Origin of the sequence: Steroidobacter sp. (genome assembly GCF_016790065.1) — a bacterium.
Taxonomy (GTDB): Bacteria; Pseudomonadota; Gammaproteobacteria; order Steroidobacterales; family Steroidobacteraceae; genus Steroidobacter.
Map to the genome: position 1 here is coordinate 1 of NZ_JAEUPY010000695.1, position 17,880 is coordinate 17,880.

A 17,880-nucleotide genomic window follows, 5' to 3' on the forward strand; every position below is an offset into this window, starting at 1 on the left:
TATTGACCGACCAGAATCAGTTTGCCGGTCTGGGGATCGCGATACACCTGGCCCACCGGCTCCAGGCCGGCGCCCGCCGCCTGGCCGCGCAGCCCCTCCGGCATTTCGGCAAGTTCGCGTCCCGGCTCAACGACTTGCTCACCGCCCTCGAGGCGGCTGGAGGACTTGTCAAAGGCCGGCTGCGCGGACACCAGCGCCACGATCAAGCCGCAAATGAACACCAGCATGATGTCCACCAGATTGACCAGCGAGGCCTGCGGATCCTCGGGCGTTTCGTCAAATCGCGCACTGCTCCAGCGGCGCTTCATGGCTGTTCCCAGCGCTGTAGGGCTTCGTCATACCACCGGCGCCGCAGCCGGCCGATGATGAAACCGACCACGCCGGCCGCCAGTCCTAGCACCGTGGCGTCGAACGCCGTCAGCATGGCTTCGGCGAGCAGATTCAAATTGCCATTGCTGAGTGCGGTGAGACCGGGCCCCAACGAAATCAGCGTGGCCATCAAGCCCAGCATCGGCGAGGTGCGCGTGAGAATGTCGGCGCGCTCGATACGTCGATGAGCTCGCCGCTCGATGGCGCTGACGTCATCCGGCCGTTCGCGCTGACGGAGCAGTCCACGCTCTCCAAACAACACACCGATGTCGACGCAGGCGAGCGCGACACAAACAAACAATCCGATCACCACCGGCACCAACAGCAGCGGCACCAGTGCGTGTGTCCATTGCACGATAAATGAGTTCATACCGAACGACCCTTGGGAGCAACGTGACGTCCGCGGAAGTAACCTGCGGACAGCAATACAGCGACGCCAGCCATCAACGTCAACAGAACCCACGGCGAACCACCGCCGCTAGACGCCGCTTGTGCTTCGACGCTCTGTTGAGAGTCTTTATCAGCCGGCTGCAGTTCGGTCAGAGTGGTCGGCGACGACGCGGCTTTCGCATCGACGCGGGCGCGCTCCAACATTTGCTTGAGCGGCTCGATCTGATCGGCGCGCAAGTAAGGTTGCACCCACTGAAACACCGGATGATCGGGCTGTGTGTGACCACTGCCGGGCAAGCCGTGCTGAAGTAACAAGTCCACCCACTGCTGGCTGAGCTGTTGCAAAGTAGCTTCGTCGGTCTGCCAGAATTGTTTTTCGGCCGCGACCAGCAAGATGGCCATCATGTTGGTCTTGACGTGCACGTTCGAGCCTTGCTCGAGGAACTCGTCCAGACCGAGTCCGTAGCTATCGTCCACATACACCTGTTTGACCTCATCCCAAGCCCAGGTCTTGATGACGTCGGGATTGGTCACTTGCCAACCCCACAAATATTCCATGAACTCGCTGCCCATGGTGCGCGCGCCGGCATAGCCATGCTGCATCAGAGGTTTGATCCACGCGGGATTCAGATAGCGGCCACGCAACTCCGTTAACAACGCAGTGGGCAACGGTTGCATCTGCGGTTGCGCCGGATTCGAATGATCGGCGACGTGACTGGCTGGCACGCGACCGCTCAATGTTTCCACCGCGAGGCTCAAGCCGCCGAGATAATCGAACGCGTCGTTGTTATCCATCAGGCCGTACAGATTGCTGGAGCGGCCCAGATAGGTATTGCGAACCTCGCGTAAATTACTTCGCAGTAGTGCCTGCTGCGCCTGGCTCGTACCGTTCGCCGAGTACGCGTGGCCGAGACGATCGATATAAATCTTCGCCAGCTCCTTGCGATCGTTCCAGCTGCCCGAACGCTCAACCGCGCGATTGATGCCGGCGCTGTAGTCGCCGGGTGAAGTACCGAACACGCGCAAGCTCGCTTGTTTGCCGGCTTCAGCATGACCGAGACCTTGCTTGATGAGCGCCGACGTTTCATTCACCCAATGTCTTGCGACGTGATTGCGCGCCAGCGGCTCGTCGCCTGGATTAGCCAGCGTGCCAAGCGGTTCCAACGCGGCACGCAGCGCCGGCGCTAGATCAGGCCGGCTGCGCTCGATGGTGCGACGACTGCCGTCCAACGCCAGCAACACGGCCTTGTCGAGCCAAGCAATCTGCTGACCGAACAGATCGCGAAACAAACCGGACGCGACAAATACCGTGTCGGCACGCAATCCAACCTGGTTCAACGGTTGTCGTTCCAGACCCGCAACGATGCCGCGACTGTTCCAATCAGGCTTCACGCCCAACAGCGACAAGCCAAAGCCCACCATCGCGCCTTCATCGCGCACCGAGTCGGACGCCCACAGGATCACTGCTTCCTTGCCGTCTTCTTTAACCTTGGCGCGCGCTTCGGTCGCCAGCTTTTCGCCGAGCGTGTAGCCCAGTCGCGATGGAATCAAACTGTTGTCGAGGCCGTGGAAGTTACGACCGGTGGGCAAGGCTTCAGCATTCCGAATCGGATCGTTGCCAGGACCGGCCGGAATGAACCGCCCCGACAAGCCGTGCAACAGCGCACGCATTTCATTGGCGGGCGAACTCTGCAAATTCTGACGCAGGACTTGATCGTTGGCGCCGGCCTTCATCGACACCAGCATCGTATTCAATGCCTCGTCCGACCAGGGTTTGCCGAAGATGTGTAATCCCAACGGCATGAAGTCTTCCTGAAGATGAGTCAGGTAGTGGCCAATCTCGTGCACCAGCAACTCATCGTCCGCTTGCTCGAATGAGATGCCGCGCACTTTCAACTCCGCATCCATGCTCGCAGTGAGCGCATCCTTCAGATGCAGCTCATCGATCAAGACACGCATGGACGCTGCGGCTTGCTTGCGCAGCGCCGGATTGTTGGAGGACTCGTAGCTCTCGACCAGCTGTCTGAGACGCAATAGATCGTCGTAGAGCGGCGTGGCGGTCAGCGGCGGAATCAGATGATCGATCATCACCGCCAGCCCGCGCCGCTTGGCCTGCAAGCCTTCGCCAACGCCATCGACGATGTACGGATAGATGCCAGGCACGTCGCCGGCAATCAGCGCCGGATAGTCCAGCTCATCTTGACCGACGCCCTTGCGCGGCAAGAACTCATACGTCGAATGACGCCCCAGATGCACGATGGCATCGGCGCCAAACTCATTCCGTAGCCAGAAATAAAACGCCAGATACTGATGCGTCGGCGGAATGCTGGTGTTGGCGTGAAGCAGTTCCTCGTTCAACTCCCAACCGCGCGGCGGTTGCGGGCCGACAAAGATCTTCCCGAAGCGCACGCCCGGCAGCACCAACTTGCCCTTGTTCACCATGACGTTGCCGGGTATCTCGCCCCAGCCACGTAGACCTTCGATACCAGTGGCGCTGATGGCGCGCGTCAGCGAGTCGAGGCTGACTTCGTTGCCTCCCTTGGTCAGCTGAATTTCGTAGGCCTGCTGCAGCTGTTTGACCAGATCGATGGCCCGATCGCGGGACGGATGCTGTGCGCCTTCGAGCAGATGTTCGATCTCATGCAAGGTGCGAGTGACCTGGCCTCGCGCTTCTTGCGGCAGACGTGCCGCTTGCGCGGCCAACACGTTCGCTTGCAGGAACGCGAGTGGCCCGCCGGTCATCTCCTTCTGCAATGGCATCGGCAAGGTCGCGAACCACTTGCCGTATTGATCGGCGCTGACGTTGGTGACTCGTGTCGCCATCGATCGCAGCACGTCGCCTTGCTCGGGCAGATTCACGCCATCGTGCTGGAGCTTCTCCAGCAACGCTGAAGACGTTTCAGGCAGCGGCCCGGTGTCGTAACCGTCGCGCTTCATGGCCCGCAAGATCTCCAGCAATGACGCTGGCACGTCGAGATTGTCCGCGCCGATGTTGTGACGACCGGGCGGATGATTGTAGTAAACGATGGCGACGCGCTTGTCGGCGTTCTTGGTTTGTTGCAAACGGAGCCAGCGATCGATTCGCGCCGTGAGTTGTTCCACCTGCGTCGGAATGGCCGCAACTCGCGTTACTTCGATGCCGGTCAGCGCGTCCAATTGCGCGGCAGCTGCGGCCGCAACGACGACAGGCTGACTGATGCCCTGCAGTTCAGGCATGGCCACGCGATAGTAAACGCTGTCCCACGCCAAGCCTTGTTCGGAACTGCGCCAGCCTTGTGCGGTGACATCATGCAAGCGCAACGCTTTCAGCACCGGCACATCGAGCTGCTCGATGCGCTTGGTGGCGGTGGCGCGATCACTGCTGCCGCCAATGATGAAATCCTGCACCGATACGATTGCGCCCAATCGCGCACCGGCCTTCTCACCGACCACAGTAAGCGCGTCGCTACTAGGCTTTCCCCAACCGGCGAGCACGGTGAGACATTCCAACTTGTGGGCAATCAATGCGCGACAGATCGCTTCACTGACTCCCACATCTGCATGCTGATCTTCGAGCACAGCAACCACTCGACCATCACCCTTGAGCCGCAACTCACCGGCACTCGACCATTCACCGCGATAATGAAAGCGCACGGGCAATGCATCTTCGATTTGCTTCACCGCTGCCTTGGCCGCGCGATCTTGTTCCGACAGCAGCAGCGCCAGCAGCGAGACCAGATTCGATTCGCCACGGTTTTGCCAGTAAGCACGAGCTTGAATCCACGGCGTCAACTGCGGGTAATGTTTGATCGCAGCAGCGACGGCTTCAGCACTCGCGTCTTTCTCGGCGGTCAGCGATGACAGCTCCGCATAACGCGGATCTTCCTGAGCAAACAAACGTTTCGCGCGCCAGCGGCTTTGCCTGCCGAGCGCAGGATCGCCGGCAACCGCAATGATTTCGCGGGCTCGGGAAGTCGCCAGCAATGGCTGGATACGCTGCGCGGTCTCTTTGAACACCGTCGCGAGCAGCAGCGCGTCGGCACCGACGATCAGCTCCTGCAATTGCGCGTCGCTGAGCGCATCGATTTGCGACGTCGTGCGAAAGATCAGTCGATGTTCTGGCAGCCGTTGATTGAAGTCACGCGCCGCTTGCGCCAGATCGCCGGAGTTGCGCTCGGACACAACCGCGACCAACGTAGCAGCCGAGGCCACTGGCATGGACCAGTAGGCAACGACTGAGAGCAACAGAAACAAACACCCGCACCAACGGCGGCGAGCGCAGTGAGATTGAGATCGCACGACGAGAACCCTGGAAACTGACATACCGAGCGGCACGCTGGCCCTTCAGGGTTTGCGCCCGCACTTGTCGTCGCTGCAGGAATTCCCGCTCGTTCAGCACACCCCGGCTGTTCGAAGACGACCACGGCAAGTTGGTCTCCTGGCTCGCGGTTGAAAGCCTACTCATCACCTTCCCAGGCTTCAGGCCCAGTGGTCAGCGCTGGCGGATCGATGGTTTCGATCCTTCAGCCGCTTCGATGGAGGCACCGCTTACAGTTGCGGGGGCAGCCCAGGCATTGCACCCGGTTCCCATGGCTTGTCGTTCGCGGCGCACAGTGCGCGAAAACCCTCACCTCGTCAATGAATGAGCGCCAGCAGGCTTGATGGGCAAGGCGATTCCGGCAACTACCAACGTCACTCGGTCGCACAGCGCGGCCAGCCTTTGGTTCAAACGCCCCTGTTCATCCTGGAAGCGACGAGACAGCGACGACAGCGGCACGATGCCCGCACCCACCTCGTTGGTGATCAACACGACGTCGCCGCGAACTGCTTGCAGCCATTGGAAAAAAGCGTCGCTCTCGGTTTGCCAGGTGGCGAGTGATGCGGTTGGCGCGTCGTCGCGAAAATCCTGTAACAACGCGTTCGACAACCACAGCGTCATACAGTCGATGACCAGGATGGCAGTTGGCGATTCGGCGCGCACCGCTTGCGCAAGGTCGGTCGGTGCTTCTAAGGTTCGCCACCTCGCCGGCCGCTCGGCCCGATGTAACGAAATACGATGTTGCATTTCCGGATCGAGCGCCTGGGCGGTGGCGACGTAGGTGACAGCCGCGCCCCGCGCCGCCGCCAGCGACTTGGCCAACTCGAGGGCGTGAGCGGTTTTTCCCGAGCGCGCGCCGCCGATGACCAAATGTCGGCCGGCCGAAACTCGCTCACCCGCTTGCGCATCCTCTACCATTGTCCGCACTCACTGTTTCGATGGACCGTATGATAACCAACGCAACCCTGCAACGCCGACTGGATACGCGCACCAAGCCGCAAGGATCGCTGGGCGCGCTGGAACTGCTCGCAGTTCGCATCGGACTGGCACTCGACACCGATACGCCGGTGTTCAAGTCGCCGCAGATGTTTGTATTCGCCGGCGATCACGGCATTGCCACTGACGGAGTCAGCGCTTTTCCTCAAGCGGTCACGGCGCAAATGCTGCTCAACTATTTGGGCGGCGGCGCTGCCATCAATGTATTGGCGCGCCAGCATGGCATCACCCTGCGCGTGGTCGATGCCGGCGTCGCCAGTGATATTGGCGAGCATCCGTCTCTCATCGCCCGCGCAGTTGCTCGAAGCACGCGCAACTTTCGCATCGAACCTGCAATGACACCGGCGCAATGTACTCAGGCGCTCGACACGGGCCGCGCCTTGGCGCAAGACGCTTTAAACCAAGGTTGCAACGCGTTGTTGTTCGGCGAGATGGGCATCGGCAATACGGCGTGCTCGTCCATGCTGTTGCATCGGCGGCTCGGCTGGTCGTTGGAAGATTGTGTCGGTCGCGGCACCGGACTCGATGACGTCGGCCTGGCCCGCAAGCGCGAGCGTCTCGCCGCCGCGTCGGCACGTCGGCCGGAGAAACTCAGCGCCATCGAAACCATCACCGAGTACGGCGGCTTCGAGCTGGCAATGATCACCGGCGCGCTACTCGCCAGCGCCGAACAAAAATGTGTCGCGGTGATCGATGGTTTCTCAGTCACTGTAGCGGCATTGCTAGCCATCGAGATCGATCCTCGCGTGCGTTCGCGTTGCATCTTTGCCCATTGCTCGGCGGAACATGCGCATCGCCGGCTGCTCGAACATCTCGATGTGAAAGCGCTGCTCGATCTCGGCATGCGGCTCGGCGAAGGCACCGGCGCAGCCATGGCGTGGCCCATCATCGATGCAGCCGCACGCTTGATGACTGAGATGGCCAGTTTCGAATCCGCCGGAGTCGACGACCGAGCCTCATGAGCAGCGAAGCCAACAGCGCTCGTCCCTCTCGCTTGCTCAGTGAGCTGCGCTTGCTGCTCATGGCAGTTCAATTTTTTACGCGCGTACCCATGCCCGCTTGGGTAGGCCATTCAGCGGAGCACTTGAGCGGCGCGGCTCGATATTTCCCCGCTGTCGGTGTGTTCATCGGCGCCATTGGCGCGCTGGTGTTTTGGGCGACGAGCTTGGTGTTGCCCGGACCGCTGCCCGCCATTCTCAGCACTGCTGTCACGGCATTTCTCACCGGTGCGTTTCACGAAGACGGCTTGGCGGATACCTTCGATGGACTCGGCGGTGGCGCCACGCGCGACCGAGCGTTGGAAATCATGAAGGACTCACGCATCGGCACATTCGGTACTGCCGCGCTGGTGTTGACGCTGTTGATCAAGGTCGCTGCGCTCAACGCTTTTCCTGTCGAACTCGCCATTGTCGTGTTGATTGCGGGTCACGCGTTCTCGCGAGCGTGTGCGGTCACACTGATGTTCGCGAGCAATTATGTCGGCAAGCCTGAGCAGTCACGCGCCGGCGTCGTCGCTCAGCACATGGGCCGCGGGGAATATTTCTTCGCCGCCGTGGTGGGCGTTGCGCCACTGTACTTTTGCGGCGTACACGCAGCGGCGGGCTTCATCACCGCACTGATCGTGTTGTACGTGTTGGCACGCTGGTTCATTCGACGACTAGGCGGCTTCACAGGTGACACACTCGGCGCCGCTCAGCAATTGACCGAGATCGCTTTCTACCTGGCTGTGTTGGCATCGTGGAATTCTTTCTAATCCGTCACACCGCGCCGGCCGTCGCCAGCGGCATTTGTTACGGACGCGCCGACGTTGCGCTGGCAGACACCGCCGAACGCGACATCGCAGCGGCATTGGCACCGCTGCCCAAGTTCGACTGGGTCTATTCCAGCCCTTCGCAGCGCTGTGTACAGCTGGCCAAGACTCTGTCACAAAGAGACCAATGTGGCCTGACCCTGGCGCCCGAGCTGCAGGAACTGCACTTCGGCGACTGGGAAGAATTGCCCTGGGCGCAGATTCCGAGGGACCATAGCGACCCGTGGGCCGCGGACACGTGGAATCGCGCGCCGCCCGGGGGAGAAACAGAACAAGCCTTATGGAACCGAGTCGCGAACTGGTATCGAACGGCGCTGCCCGCGCCAGCCTCTCGTTGCGCCATCGTCGCGCACGGCGGGTCGCTGCGGGTATTGCGATGTCTGATGCTCGGCTTGGGCATGGAACAGCGCTGGGCCTGGAATCTGGCTTGGGGCGCGCACGCCCCGTTCACCCCTGCCTGAACACGCGATGCCGCAATAAATCCGCGGCTGCCCCGGTCTACTTCCGATGAGCACAGACAGCCCTCGTGAGCGCGGCCGCTTCGAGGCACTGTGCATGCCGTTTCGCGCCGATGTGTTTCGGTTCGTATATTGGTTGTGCCGGGACCGGGCGTTGGCGGAGGACGTGGTGCAGGAGACGCTGTTGCGCGCTTGGCGGTCGATCGATGCGCTCGACGACGAGAAGGCGGCGCGCCCCTGGTTGCTGACCATCGCACGGCGCGAGCTGGCTCGGGTGTTCGAGCGCAAGAGACTACCCCTCGTGGACATCGACGCTGCCAACGAAGCCGAGCCTGACGCCTTGGCCACCGACGATCGCCATGAAGTGGAGGAAATGCGGCGCGCGATTCTGAAGTTAGATGTGGTTCATCGCGAGCCGTTGGTGCTGCAAGTGTTATTGGGCTATTCCACCGAGGAGATCGCGAGACATCTCGACATCAGCGTCGCGGCCGTGCTGACGCGTTTATTTCGTGCACGCCAGGTGTTACGTCAGCAGTTGGTTGGCACTGAGGGTGCGCGGCCATGAACTGCGAAGAAATCCGCACCATCGTCGGCGCCGAGCCCAACACCAACAATCCCAACGTGCTTGCACACATTGCGAGCTGCCCGGAATGCGCGAGCTATCGTCAAGAGATGCAGGCGATGGATCGGTTGATTTATCGCGCCCTGGCTGTCACGGCACCGGCGGAACAAACCGCCGCTGAAGTGCTAGCACCGCGGCGTGAGCAACCAACACGAATCTGGCGCATGGCTGCGAGCGTATTGGTCACCGTGCTGGTCGGTGCGCTCTCACTGTGGCTGCTCACGCCACGAGAAAGCTTTGCCAGAGAAGCCATCGAGCATGTGAAGCACGAGGAAGAGTCGCTGGTGCGCACCTCCGAGACCGTCGGCGAGCAAAGACTGGAAGAGATCCTCGCCATCTCTCGCTTACGACTGAAGCCAGGCGCTGCGCGAGTGTCCTACGCTCAGAGCTGCACGTTCCGTGGCCAGAACGTTCCACACCTGGTCGTGCAGACTGAACAAGGGCCGGTGACTGCGTTGGTGGTCACCGACGCGCCCACGCAGAAAACCGAACGCATCGATGAAGACGGCTATCAGGGCGAGATCGTGCCGGCGCCGCGAGGCGTGATCGTGGTGTTAGGTAAGAACGTACCGGTGGAAGCAGTCGCGAACACTTTGTTGAGCGCGCTCGAATACTGAGCGGCTCGGCAGAACGCCGGCGAGCATCACGGCTCGCCGGCGTGCCAGATTACTTTTTCACCTTGGCCTTGGCAGCGTCGCACTCGGCTTTGCCCAGCAGCAAGTAACCCTCGCCCTTGCACTTGTTCTGGCCCTGGCAAGCATTGGTGGCAGTGGCACAAGCCGAGGTGCCTTTGCACGAATTGACGCCTTCGCATTTCACTTTGGCGGCATCGGCGGCGCTCGCGGTAGTCGCCACGCTGCTGAACAACAATGCAGCGGCGGCAGCCATGGCGGCGCGTGCGGTTTTCTGTGTGCTCATAGTTTCTCCCAAGTTCTTGAAACGGATCGTCAGCGATGCCGCGAACAGCATCTTGCCCAACAGACCGGGCGGGGCGCCATCGCATTACATACGGAGTTGCAGATTACGCGAGTAATAAGCCAGCAGCGACACCGGTCCAATCAACTAGCAACGTTATCGTGGAGTGCCGACATGCTGAGCGACGCGCTGATGGATCCGAAAGGCACGCTGGCCCGCCTGTTGGATCGACTCCAGGCACCGTTCGCGCTGGCCTCGCGTGTGTACGTGAGTTGGGTGTTCCTCAAATCCGCTTATCTGAAAGTGTCCGACTGGGACAGCACGGTCGCCCTGTTCGAATACGAATATCGCGTGCCGCTGCTCACGCCGCAGCTGGCAGCGATCGCCGGCACCGCGGGCGAGCTGATATTTCCGACATTGCTGATCCTCGGCCTGTTCGGTCGCGTCAGTGCGCTCGGGTTGCAGGCCGTCAATGTGCTGGCCGTGATCTCCTACGCCCATGTGTTGTTTCAGAGCGGTTTTGCCGCCGCCATCGGCCAGCACTATTTGTGGGGCTATATCCTGCTGGTATTGGCGCTTTACGGGCCCGGCGCCTGGTCGCTGGACCACTGGCTACAGGGCCGGCGCGGCCATTAATCAGGCTACTTGACGATTGCCGGCCCGACCCTCATCCTCGCGCCGCGCGACAAGTTCCCCCTCGTGGGGATTGAAAGGGAACCGGGATTAGAACCCGGGCTGCCCCCGCAACTGTAAGTGGTTCGCCGCACGTCAAAAAACCACTGGTGCCGCCTGAGCAATCGGGCCCGCCGGGAAGGTGACGTGAGGACTTCAGCCACCAGCCAGGAGACCTGCTTGCCGCTGTCGTCCATCGATCGGCCGGGGTGTGCCGAGAGTGCGGGAGTATTCCCTGTAGAGGCGACCGGTGCATGGGTCGCGACGCGTTCGAAGCTGCAGCCCGTGCGGTTTGTGACTTCACCGCGGAGCCTTCTGTGTCTACCCAGTTCATTTCCGGGCCCCTTTCCCGGCCCTCGTCCCGTGTTCTAACTCTCGCTGTTGCCCTGCTGTTGCAGCCGGCGTTGACGGCTATGGCCGCCGATGCAGACGATGGCGTCGAGGACGTCGTCGTCAGCGCCAACCGTATCGCGCAGGAAACATCGCGCGTCGGCGATTCGGTCACGGTCATTTCCGCCAAGGATCAGCGCCGTAGCCAGAAGACGGTCGTGTCCGATCTGCTCGCGGCCACGCCGGGCGTGACCATGACCCGCAACGGCGGCTTGGGCGGCACCACTCAGTTGAGCATTCGTGGCGCCGAAACCCATCACACCCTGGTGCTGCTCGACGGCGTGAAACTCAACGATCCGTCGCAGGCCAGCGGCGGCTTCAACTTCGCCGATCTGCTCGCCAACGACTATGCGCAAATCGAAGTGCTGCGCGGCCCGCAATCCACGCTGTGGGGCAGCCAGGCCATCGGCGGCGTAGTAAACATCGTGACGCCCGTGCCGGAAGGTCCGCTGTCCGGCGCCGTCTCCGCCGAAGGTGGTACTCATGACACCGCCGCCTTACGCGCACATGCTCAAGCCGGCGGCGAACGCTTCGCCTGGCGAGTCGGCGGTAACTATCTCACCAGCGACGGCATCTCCGCGTTCTCGCGCGACCTTGGCGGTCGCGAGCAGGACGGCTATCGCAATGTCGGCTTCAACGCGCGCGGCATTTTCCATATCTCCGACAACTTCTCTGCGGAAATCCGTTCGACCTGGAGCGATGGTCGTTCGAAGTTCGACGGCTTCCTTTCGGTGCCGCCCTACAGCTTCACCGACACTCCAGAGTACGGCACCACCGAAGAGTTGGTCTCGTATGCCGGCTTGAACATCGGCGCATTCGACGGACGTTTGGAAAACCGCATCGGCTTCGCCTACACCGACACCGATCGTCACAACACCGACCCGAGCTCGTCGGTGCCGACCACTTTCGACGCCACCGGCCGCAACGAGCGTTGGGAATATCAGGGCACGCTGCGTATCAACGATCAACTCAGCGCCATAGTCGGCTTGGAGTCGGAGCGCTCCGAGTTGAGCACCGTGTCACCGAGCACGTTCGATCCCAATCCGACGCCGCTCACCGGCGACGTGCAGACCGACAGCGCCTACGCGCAGCTCAATGCAACGCTGCTCGAAGTGGTGTCGCTGAGCGCCGGCGTTCGTTACGACGATCACGACACCTTCGGCAGCCATACGACCAGCCGGGCTTCGGCTGCATGGTCGGTCACTCCTTCGACCATTCTGCGCGCCAGCTACGGCGAGGGCTTCAAGGCCCCGACGCTGTATCAGCTGTACAGCCAGTACGGCAACGCCAACCTGGATGCCGAGGAAGCCGAGAGCTGGGATGCCGGCATCGAGCAGCACCTGTTCAACAAAAGACTGGTCGTATCCGCGACCTACTTCGATCGTGACACCACCAACATGATCGACTTCGTGTCGACAGCGACGCCTCCGTTCGGCTACTACGACAACATGCAGAAGACCAACGCCAGCGGCGTTGAGCTCGCGCTGTCGGCGCAGATCACTGAACACCTGGCGTTCTCGGCCAACTACACCAACATGGATGCTGAGAACACTGCGCGCGGCACTGCGAACTTCGGCCACACACTGCCGCGTCGCCCGAGCGAAACGGCCAATGCGCAACTCAGCTATGACTGGTCGTTCGGCCTGAGCACGTCCGTGGCCGTTCAACATGCCGGCCGCTCCTTCGACAGCATCTCCAACACGTACGTGATCGACGGCTACACGCTGGTCGACTTGCGCGCCGCGTTCGAGGTGACTGATTCGTTGGAAGTGTACGGTCGCGTCGAGAATGTGTTCGACGAGGACTACGAAACGGTGCGTCGTTACGGCACGCTCGGTCGCGCGTTCTACGCAGGTCTGCGCCAGAGCTTCTAATGAACGGCGGCGCCGATATCGCAGCCGGCAGGTTCGCTCATCATGGCGGCCGGTTGTGTGTCGCGCGTGCGCTGTTTCCAAACGTTCCTCAGCCGTGGGTCGATCTTTCCACGGGCATCAACCCGATGTCGTATCCAGCGCCGCGAGCTTCGGCTCGCGAGCGCAATCGGCTGCCGGAACCTACTGAGCTCGTAAAACTGGAAGCCGTGGCTGCCACGGCTTTCAATGTCAGCGATCCAGCGCGTGTGGTGGCGGTTGGCGGCACTGAGAGTGCGCTCAGACTGCTTCCCTATCTGTTGAATGCAACTGCCGCCGTCATCGCCGGCCCGACTTACGGATCGCACGCTGATGCTTGGAATCGCGCCGGCGTGAAAGCTCGCGTCGCCTCCGACGCGGAACTCACTGCAGCCGCTACTGGCAGCGTCGCAATGACAGTAGTGAATCCCAACAATCCCGATGGACGCGTGCTTGATCGCGCGCGACTGCAGTCACTGCACGATTCGTTACATGCGGACGGCGGCGTGCTCATCGTCGACGAGGCTTTCGGCGATCTCGCTCCCCAAGCCAGCGTCGCAGATCTCGCGGGCACACAGCAGGCACCGAGCCTGCTGGTACTGCGCTCGTTCGGTAAGTTTTATGGCTTGGCCGGTGTGCGGCTCGGCTTCGTCATTGCTTCTTCGTCGATTGCATCTCGGTTGCGCCATCTGCTCGGCGATTGGCCGGTCTCGTCGGACGCATTGCGCGCTGGCCTGGCTGCGTATGCCGATCATGCGTGGACCGAGAAGATGCGACTGCGACTGACGCGCGCATCCCAGCGACTGGACAAATTGCTCATCGCTAGCGGCATGACCATCGTCGGCGGCACATCGCTGTACCGATTGGCTCGTGCCACCAATGCACACGCTCGGTTCACTCAACTCCTTTCCCACGGCATTCTGGCTCGACCTTTCGACTACGACAGCTCACTGCTGCGTTTCGGACTGCCACACAGCTCGAATGATTGGCGGCGCCTCGTGGACGCGCTGACACAGCACGGAGCGCAGACTTGAAACTCCGGCTGTTAGCGTTGCTGGGTATCGCTTCGCTGGCAGCCCATTCTGCCTCGGCCGAGCAGACGGCGGCGCATCCAATGCGCATCGTTTCGTTGAACATGTGTGTGGACAGCATCGTCATCGAGCTGGTGTCGCACGACCGGATCGCAGCGCTGAGTCACTACGCTCGCGACCCGCAGCGCTCAACGATTGCCGACAAGGCACGCCATCTGCCTATTACCTATGAGACCGCCGAAGAAGTCGTCGCGCTACGACCCGATTTGGTACTCACTAGCCGTCACTCCGCGCCTGCAACTCGCAACGCTCTGAAGCGCGTCGGCATTCGGTTTGAGCTGTTCGATGTGCCAGGCACGGTGGTCGAAAGCTTGGAACAGGTACGTCAGGTGGCACGCATGCTTGGCGCCGAGCGCGAAGGCGAAGCGATGGTCGCGCGTATCGAGGCAGCACTCGAAGCGGCTCGCTTGCCAGCGAATGAGACCCCGCTGACGGCGGCGATCTATCAGCCTGGCGGTCTGTCGGCCGGCCGGGATACGGTGGTCGGCGAATTGATGGAACTGGTCGGGCTGCAAAACATCGCGGCTCGTTATGGCGTAAAGAACTATCGGCCGTTGCCTTTGGAAGTGCTGGTGTCATCGCCGCCCGATGTGTTGTTGATAGGCGAGACATCGCCCGGCGCACCGCTGCAATCTGAAAAGGTGGTGCATCACCGAGCGTTGCGAGCTTTGGAATCTCAAATGACTCAAGCCGTGTTTCCGGCGCGGCTGTTGTATTGCGCAGGTCCGACGATGATTGATGCAGTCACTGAACTGGTGCGTGCGCGCGAGCATGCCCGCGATGTGGAACGAGCCAGGGGGACGTTGTGACACCTCGTCCGTGGGTCATTCCTTCCTTGCTCGCGCTGGTCGCGATACTGGCCGTGCTATCGATTGCGGTCGGACGCGTCACGCTGACGTGGGATGTCTGGTCGGCGCAGGACGCCATCAGTCGCGCAATATTGATCGAGCTTCGCCTGCCTCGCGCCATCCTTGGCGTGCTGGTCGGTGCATCGCTTGGTCTAGCCGGCGCGGCCATGCAGGGCTATTTGCGAAACGCGCTCGCCGAACCCGGCACGCTCGGTGTGTCCGCCATGTCTGCGCTCGGCGCTGTGCTCATCATCTTCTTCAACATCGCCGGACTACATCCGTGGATCCTGCCGATCTGCGGCGTGATCGGCGGCATGACGGGCATGACGGCGCTGTTTGTTCTATCAGGCCGAACTGCGAGCGTCCTGACGCTGGTGCTCTCCGGCATCATTCTTAGCGCGCTCGCTATCGCCGGCATCTCGTTGGCGTTATCGCTGTCGCCGAGCCCGTGGGCGGCCGGCGAAATCGTACGTTGGATGCTGGGCGGCCTCACCGATCGAAGCTTCGACGAACTCACCATCGCGGCACCGCTGATCGTCATCGGCTGCATCGCCGTGCTCGGCTGTCGCCGCTCGCTGGATGCACTCACGCTTGGCGAAACTGGCGCTCGCTCGCTCGGCATCGATTTGAATCGTGCGCAGTGGCAACTCGCGCTGGGCATCGGACTCATCGTTGGTGGCAGCACGGCGGTCACCGGCGTCATCGGCTTCGTCGGTTTGATCGTGCCGCACTTGATGCGCCCGTTGGTCGGTTCGCGCCCTGGTGCGCTGTTGATTCCAAGCGCCATCGGTGGCGCGGCGTTGGTGCTCGCTGGTGACATCGTCGTGCGGCTGCTGCCGGGCGGATCGGAACTCGAGCTTGGTGTGGTGATGTCGTTGATCGGCGCGCCCTTCTTTTTCGTACTGCTGCACTCCATGCGCAGCAAGCTCACATGACGCGCCCAATCAGTACTCTAAAGATCGGCAACCTGCAGTTTCGACGCGGCAGCCGTGTCGTGCTCGACTCCATCGATGTGGAGTTGAAGTCGGGTAGCGTGACGGCGGTGCTCGGGCCCAACGGCGCAGGCAAGTCGACGCTGCTGTCGTGTGTTGCCGGCTTGCTTCGGCCGGAGTCGGGTACGGTCGAGCTGGATGGCGCGTCGCTGGTCTCGTCACCTGCCATGCAACGTGCGCGTCGAATCGCTTTTCTTCCGCAGACACCGGAGATCGCGTGGGCGGTCGACGTGCAGACGTTGGTCAGCCTGGGGCGAATTCCTTATCACGGCATCAGCAGCGATGAAGAAGATCGCGCCGCTGTGACGCGTGCCATGGAGAAGACCGAGGTCACTCAATGGGCCGATCGAATCGTTACCACGCTTTCCGGCGGTGAACGCGCTCGTGTGTTGTTGGCTCGCGTGCTCGCCGGTGAGTCGGATTGGATTCTGGCGGATGAGCCGTTCACGGGGCTGGATCCGTCGCATCAGTTCGAAGCGGCTGAGTTGCTGAGGTCGGTTGCCGATCAGGGTGGCGGTGTGGTGCTGACCATCCATGATTTGACGCTGGCCGCTCGCATTGCCGATCGGGTAGTGATTTTGGATGGCGGTCGCATCGTCGCTGACGGCGCTCCTCAGGCAGCGCTTACGCCGAAGATCCTGCGCGAGGTTTACAACATCGACGCGCAGTGGCTCACCGATGCGACTGGGGCAACGCCGCCGACCATTGCCATTCACGGTCGCGCTTCGCGGAAGTGAGTTCTGGCCATGCTCGAGCCGTGGCTACTATTTGCAGCTCTGATCGTCGAAGCCTGCGTCGGCTATCCGACGGCGCTCTATCGTCCCATTCGCCATCCTGTGGTCTGGATCGGTACCGCGCTCGATTTTCTTGAGCGGCGGTGGAATCGGCCGGAGTTCAGTGACGGCGCTCGACGGGCACTTGGCATCTTCACGGTGGTGCTGGTCACCGGCAGCGCTGCGGGCGCGGGCTACGCGATACAAGCGCTCGCAGCGAATGTCTCATTCGGCTCTGCATCTGATTTTTCTTTCGGTGGCATAGTGATGGTCTTAGCGGCGACCACAGGTCTGGCCCAACACAGCCTCTACACTCACGTCCGCGCAGTACTCGCGCCGCTCGCCAGCGGCGACCTTGCCGCCGCCCGACAAGCCGTAGCAAACATCGTCGGCCGCGACACGGCCTCGTTGAATGAATCCGACGTGGCCGGTGCCGCGATCGAAAGCCTGGCGGAAAGTTTCAACGATGGCATCGTGGCGCCGGCCTTCTGGCTTTTCGTCGGCGGTCTGCCCGGTTTGTTCGCTTACAAAGCGCTGAACACTGCCGACAGCCTGATTGGCCATCGCGACGAACGATGGCGAATGTTCGGCTGGGCCGCCGCCCGCGCCGACGACGTCGCCAATCTCATTCCTGCTCGACTCGCCGGCGCATTGCTCGCCATCGCAGGTGGCGGCGGAATGCTCGTCATGTGGCGCGACGCGCCGAAACACGCATCACCCAACGCCGGCTGGCCGGAAGCCGCCATGGCCGGCGCATTACGCATCAGGCTCGGCGGCCCGACGGCGTACGATGGCATCACGCATGAGCGCCCGATCTTCGGCGCAGGCGCATCGCCGACGGTCGGCGATCTACAGCGCGGTCTACGCATTTACGTAATCGCCTGCGGACTGCTCTGGCTCTTAGCCGCAGCCGCTGGTTTCTCGATCTCACATCCGCAGGCAATGTAATGGCTGCGATCATGATTCAAGGCTGCGGGTCGGACGTCGGCAAGTCGCTGCTGGTCGCTGGGCTGTGCAGACTCTTCGCCAACCGCGGACTGATCGTGCGGCCGTTCAAGCCGCAGAACATGTCGAACAATGCGGCTGTCACTCCAGACGGCGGCGAGATCGGACGATCGACGGCGCTGCAGGCACTCGCGTGCCGCACGCCACCGTCGGTCGACATGAATCCCGTGTTGCTCAAACCTCAAAGCGACATCGGTGCTCAACTCATCGTTCGCGGGCGCAGGCAAGGAGTGATGCAAGCGAGCGCTCATGGCCGTGACAAGCGTGAGCTTCTGCAAATCGCTGTGGAAAGCTTCCATCGTTTACAGCAGGAAGCGGACCTGGTCGTCGTCGAAGGCGCCGGCAGTCCAGCAGAAACAAATT

Annotated in this window: 17 protein-coding genes, 1 pseudogene and 2 riboswitches; of the genes and pseudogenes, 13 read left to right on the forward strand and 5 right to left on the reverse strand. The window is 61.8% G+C overall.

Going from position 1 to position 17,880, the window contains the following annotated elements:
• The 4 genes from JNL55_RS28590 to cobU all read right to left on the reverse strand — a co-directional run.
• The coding region (locus JNL55_RS28590) for a DUF2149 domain-containing protein (RefSeq protein WP_293862717.1) at window positions 1–308 on the reverse strand (308 nt) is incomplete at its 3' end.
• A complete protein-coding gene (locus JNL55_RS28595; protein ID WP_293862719.1) occupies window positions 305–739 on the reverse strand; it encodes a MotA/TolQ/ExbB proton channel family protein in 435 nt (144 codons plus the stop codon). The genes JNL55_RS28590 and JNL55_RS28595, both read right to left, overlap by 4 nt.
• Complete coding sequence (locus JNL55_RS28600; RefSeq protein WP_293862721.1) at window positions 736–4,992, reverse strand: cobaltochelatase subunit CobN; 4,257 nt, start codon at window positions 4,990–4,992, stop codon at window positions 736–738. The genes JNL55_RS28595 and JNL55_RS28600 overlap by 4 nt, the downstream gene beginning before the upstream one ends.
• Window positions 4,993–5,148: 156 nt before the next feature.
• Window positions 5,149–5,382: riboswitch (cobalamin riboswitch) on the reverse strand.
• A complete protein-coding gene (cobU, locus tag JNL55_RS28605) occupies window positions 5,366–5,974 on the reverse strand; it encodes a bifunctional adenosylcobinamide kinase/adenosylcobinamide-phosphate guanylyltransferase (RefSeq protein WP_293862723.1) in 609 nt (202 codons plus the stop codon). Its footprint overlaps the riboswitch before it by 17 nt.
• A 20-nt stretch (window positions 5,975–5,994) precedes the next feature.
• Between cobU and cobT the strand changes: the two genes are divergently transcribed.
• From cobT to JNL55_RS28630, 5 genes are read left to right on the forward strand one after another with little or no spacing between them, the layout of a single operon-like run.
• Window positions 5,995–7,014, forward strand: coding sequence for a nicotinate-nucleotide--dimethylbenzimidazole phosphoribosyltransferase (gene cobT, locus JNL55_RS28610; RefSeq protein ID WP_293862725.1), 1,020 nt, complete (start codon window positions 5,995–5,997; stop codon window positions 7,012–7,014).
• Complete coding sequence (locus tag JNL55_RS28615) at window positions 7,011–7,805, forward strand: adenosylcobinamide-GDP ribazoletransferase (RefSeq protein WP_293862727.1); 795 nt, start codon at window positions 7,011–7,013, stop codon at window positions 7,803–7,805. Before cobT ends, JNL55_RS28615 begins: the two co-directional genes overlap by 4 nt.
• Window positions 7,790–8,323 carry a histidine phosphatase family protein gene (locus JNL55_RS28620; protein WP_293862729.1) on the forward strand — a complete coding sequence of 178 codons (534 nt, stop codon included), beginning with the start codon at window positions 7,790–7,792 and terminating at the stop codon, window positions 8,321–8,323. Before JNL55_RS28615 ends, JNL55_RS28620 begins: the two co-directional genes overlap by 16 nt.
• A 46-nt stretch (window positions 8,324–8,369) precedes the next feature.
• Window positions 8,370–8,885 (forward strand): sigma-70 family RNA polymerase sigma factor, encoded by a 516-nt coding sequence (locus tag JNL55_RS28625; protein WP_293862731.1) that lies wholly within the window; start codon window positions 8,370–8,372, stop codon window positions 8,883–8,885.
• Window positions 8,882–9,559 (forward strand): DUF3379 family protein, encoded by a 678-nt coding sequence (locus tag JNL55_RS28630; protein ID WP_293862733.1) that lies wholly within the window; start codon window positions 8,882–8,884, stop codon window positions 9,557–9,559. The genes JNL55_RS28625 and JNL55_RS28630 overlap by 4 nt, the downstream gene beginning before the upstream one ends.
• 49 nt (window positions 9,560–9,608) lie before the next feature.
• Here JNL55_RS28630 and JNL55_RS28635 read toward each other — a convergent pair whose 3' ends face one another.
• A complete protein-coding gene (locus tag JNL55_RS28635) occupies window positions 9,609–9,860 on the reverse strand; it encodes a hypothetical protein (protein ID WP_293862735.1) in 252 nt (83 codons plus the stop codon).
• A 171-nt stretch (window positions 9,861–10,031) separates the two neighbouring features.
• On the opposite strand from JNL55_RS28635, the gene JNL55_RS28640 reads away from it, so the two are divergent.
• The 8 genes and pseudogenes from JNL55_RS28640 to JNL55_RS28675 form a co-directional block, all read left to right on the forward strand.
• Window positions 10,032–10,493, forward strand: a complete 462-nt coding sequence (locus tag JNL55_RS28640) for a DoxX family protein (RefSeq protein ID WP_293862737.1) — start codon at window positions 10,032–10,034, stop codon at window positions 10,491–10,493.
• A 34-nt stretch (window positions 10,494–10,527) separates the two neighbouring features.
• Window positions 10,528–10,728, forward strand: a riboswitch (cobalamin riboswitch).
• A gap of 214 nt (window positions 10,729–10,942) precedes the next feature.
• Window positions 10,943–12,793, forward strand: a complete 1,851-nt coding sequence (locus JNL55_RS28645; RefSeq protein ID WP_293862739.1) for a TonB-dependent receptor plug domain-containing protein — start codon at window positions 10,943–10,945, stop codon at window positions 12,791–12,793.
• The gene (gene cobD, locus JNL55_RS28650) at window positions 12,793–13,842 is read left to right on the forward strand and encodes a threonine-phosphate decarboxylase CobD (protein ID WP_293862741.1); all 1,050 of its coding nucleotides are present in this window, start codon (window positions 12,793–12,795) and stop codon (window positions 13,840–13,842) included. The genes JNL55_RS28645 and cobD overlap by 1 nt, the downstream gene beginning before the upstream one ends.
• The gene (locus JNL55_RS28655; protein WP_293862743.1) at window positions 13,839–14,708 is read left to right on the forward strand and encodes an ABC transporter substrate-binding protein; all 870 of its coding nucleotides are present in this window, start codon (window positions 13,839–13,841) and stop codon (window positions 14,706–14,708) included. The genes cobD and JNL55_RS28655 overlap by 4 nt, the downstream gene beginning before the upstream one ends.
• Window positions 14,705–15,682, forward strand: coding sequence for a FecCD family ABC transporter permease (locus tag JNL55_RS28660; RefSeq protein ID WP_293862745.1), 978 nt, complete (start codon window positions 14,705–14,707; stop codon window positions 15,680–15,682). The genes JNL55_RS28655 and JNL55_RS28660 overlap by 4 nt, the downstream gene beginning before the upstream one ends.
• A complete protein-coding gene (locus JNL55_RS28665; RefSeq protein WP_293862747.1) occupies window positions 15,679–16,476 on the forward strand; it encodes an ABC transporter ATP-binding protein in 798 nt (265 codons plus the stop codon). The genes JNL55_RS28660 and JNL55_RS28665 overlap by 4 nt, the downstream gene beginning before the upstream one ends.
• Before the next feature lie 9 nt (window positions 16,477–16,485).
• Window positions 16,486–17,460: an adenosylcobinamide-phosphate synthase CbiB gene (gene cbiB, locus JNL55_RS28670; protein WP_293862749.1), complete on the forward strand. Its 975-nt coding sequence runs from the start codon at window positions 16,486–16,488 to the stop codon at window positions 17,458–17,460.
• Window positions 17,460–17,880, forward strand: a pseudogene (locus JNL55_RS28675) (AAA family ATPase); the annotation flags it as partial. The gene cbiB and the pseudogene JNL55_RS28675, both read left to right, overlap by 1 nt.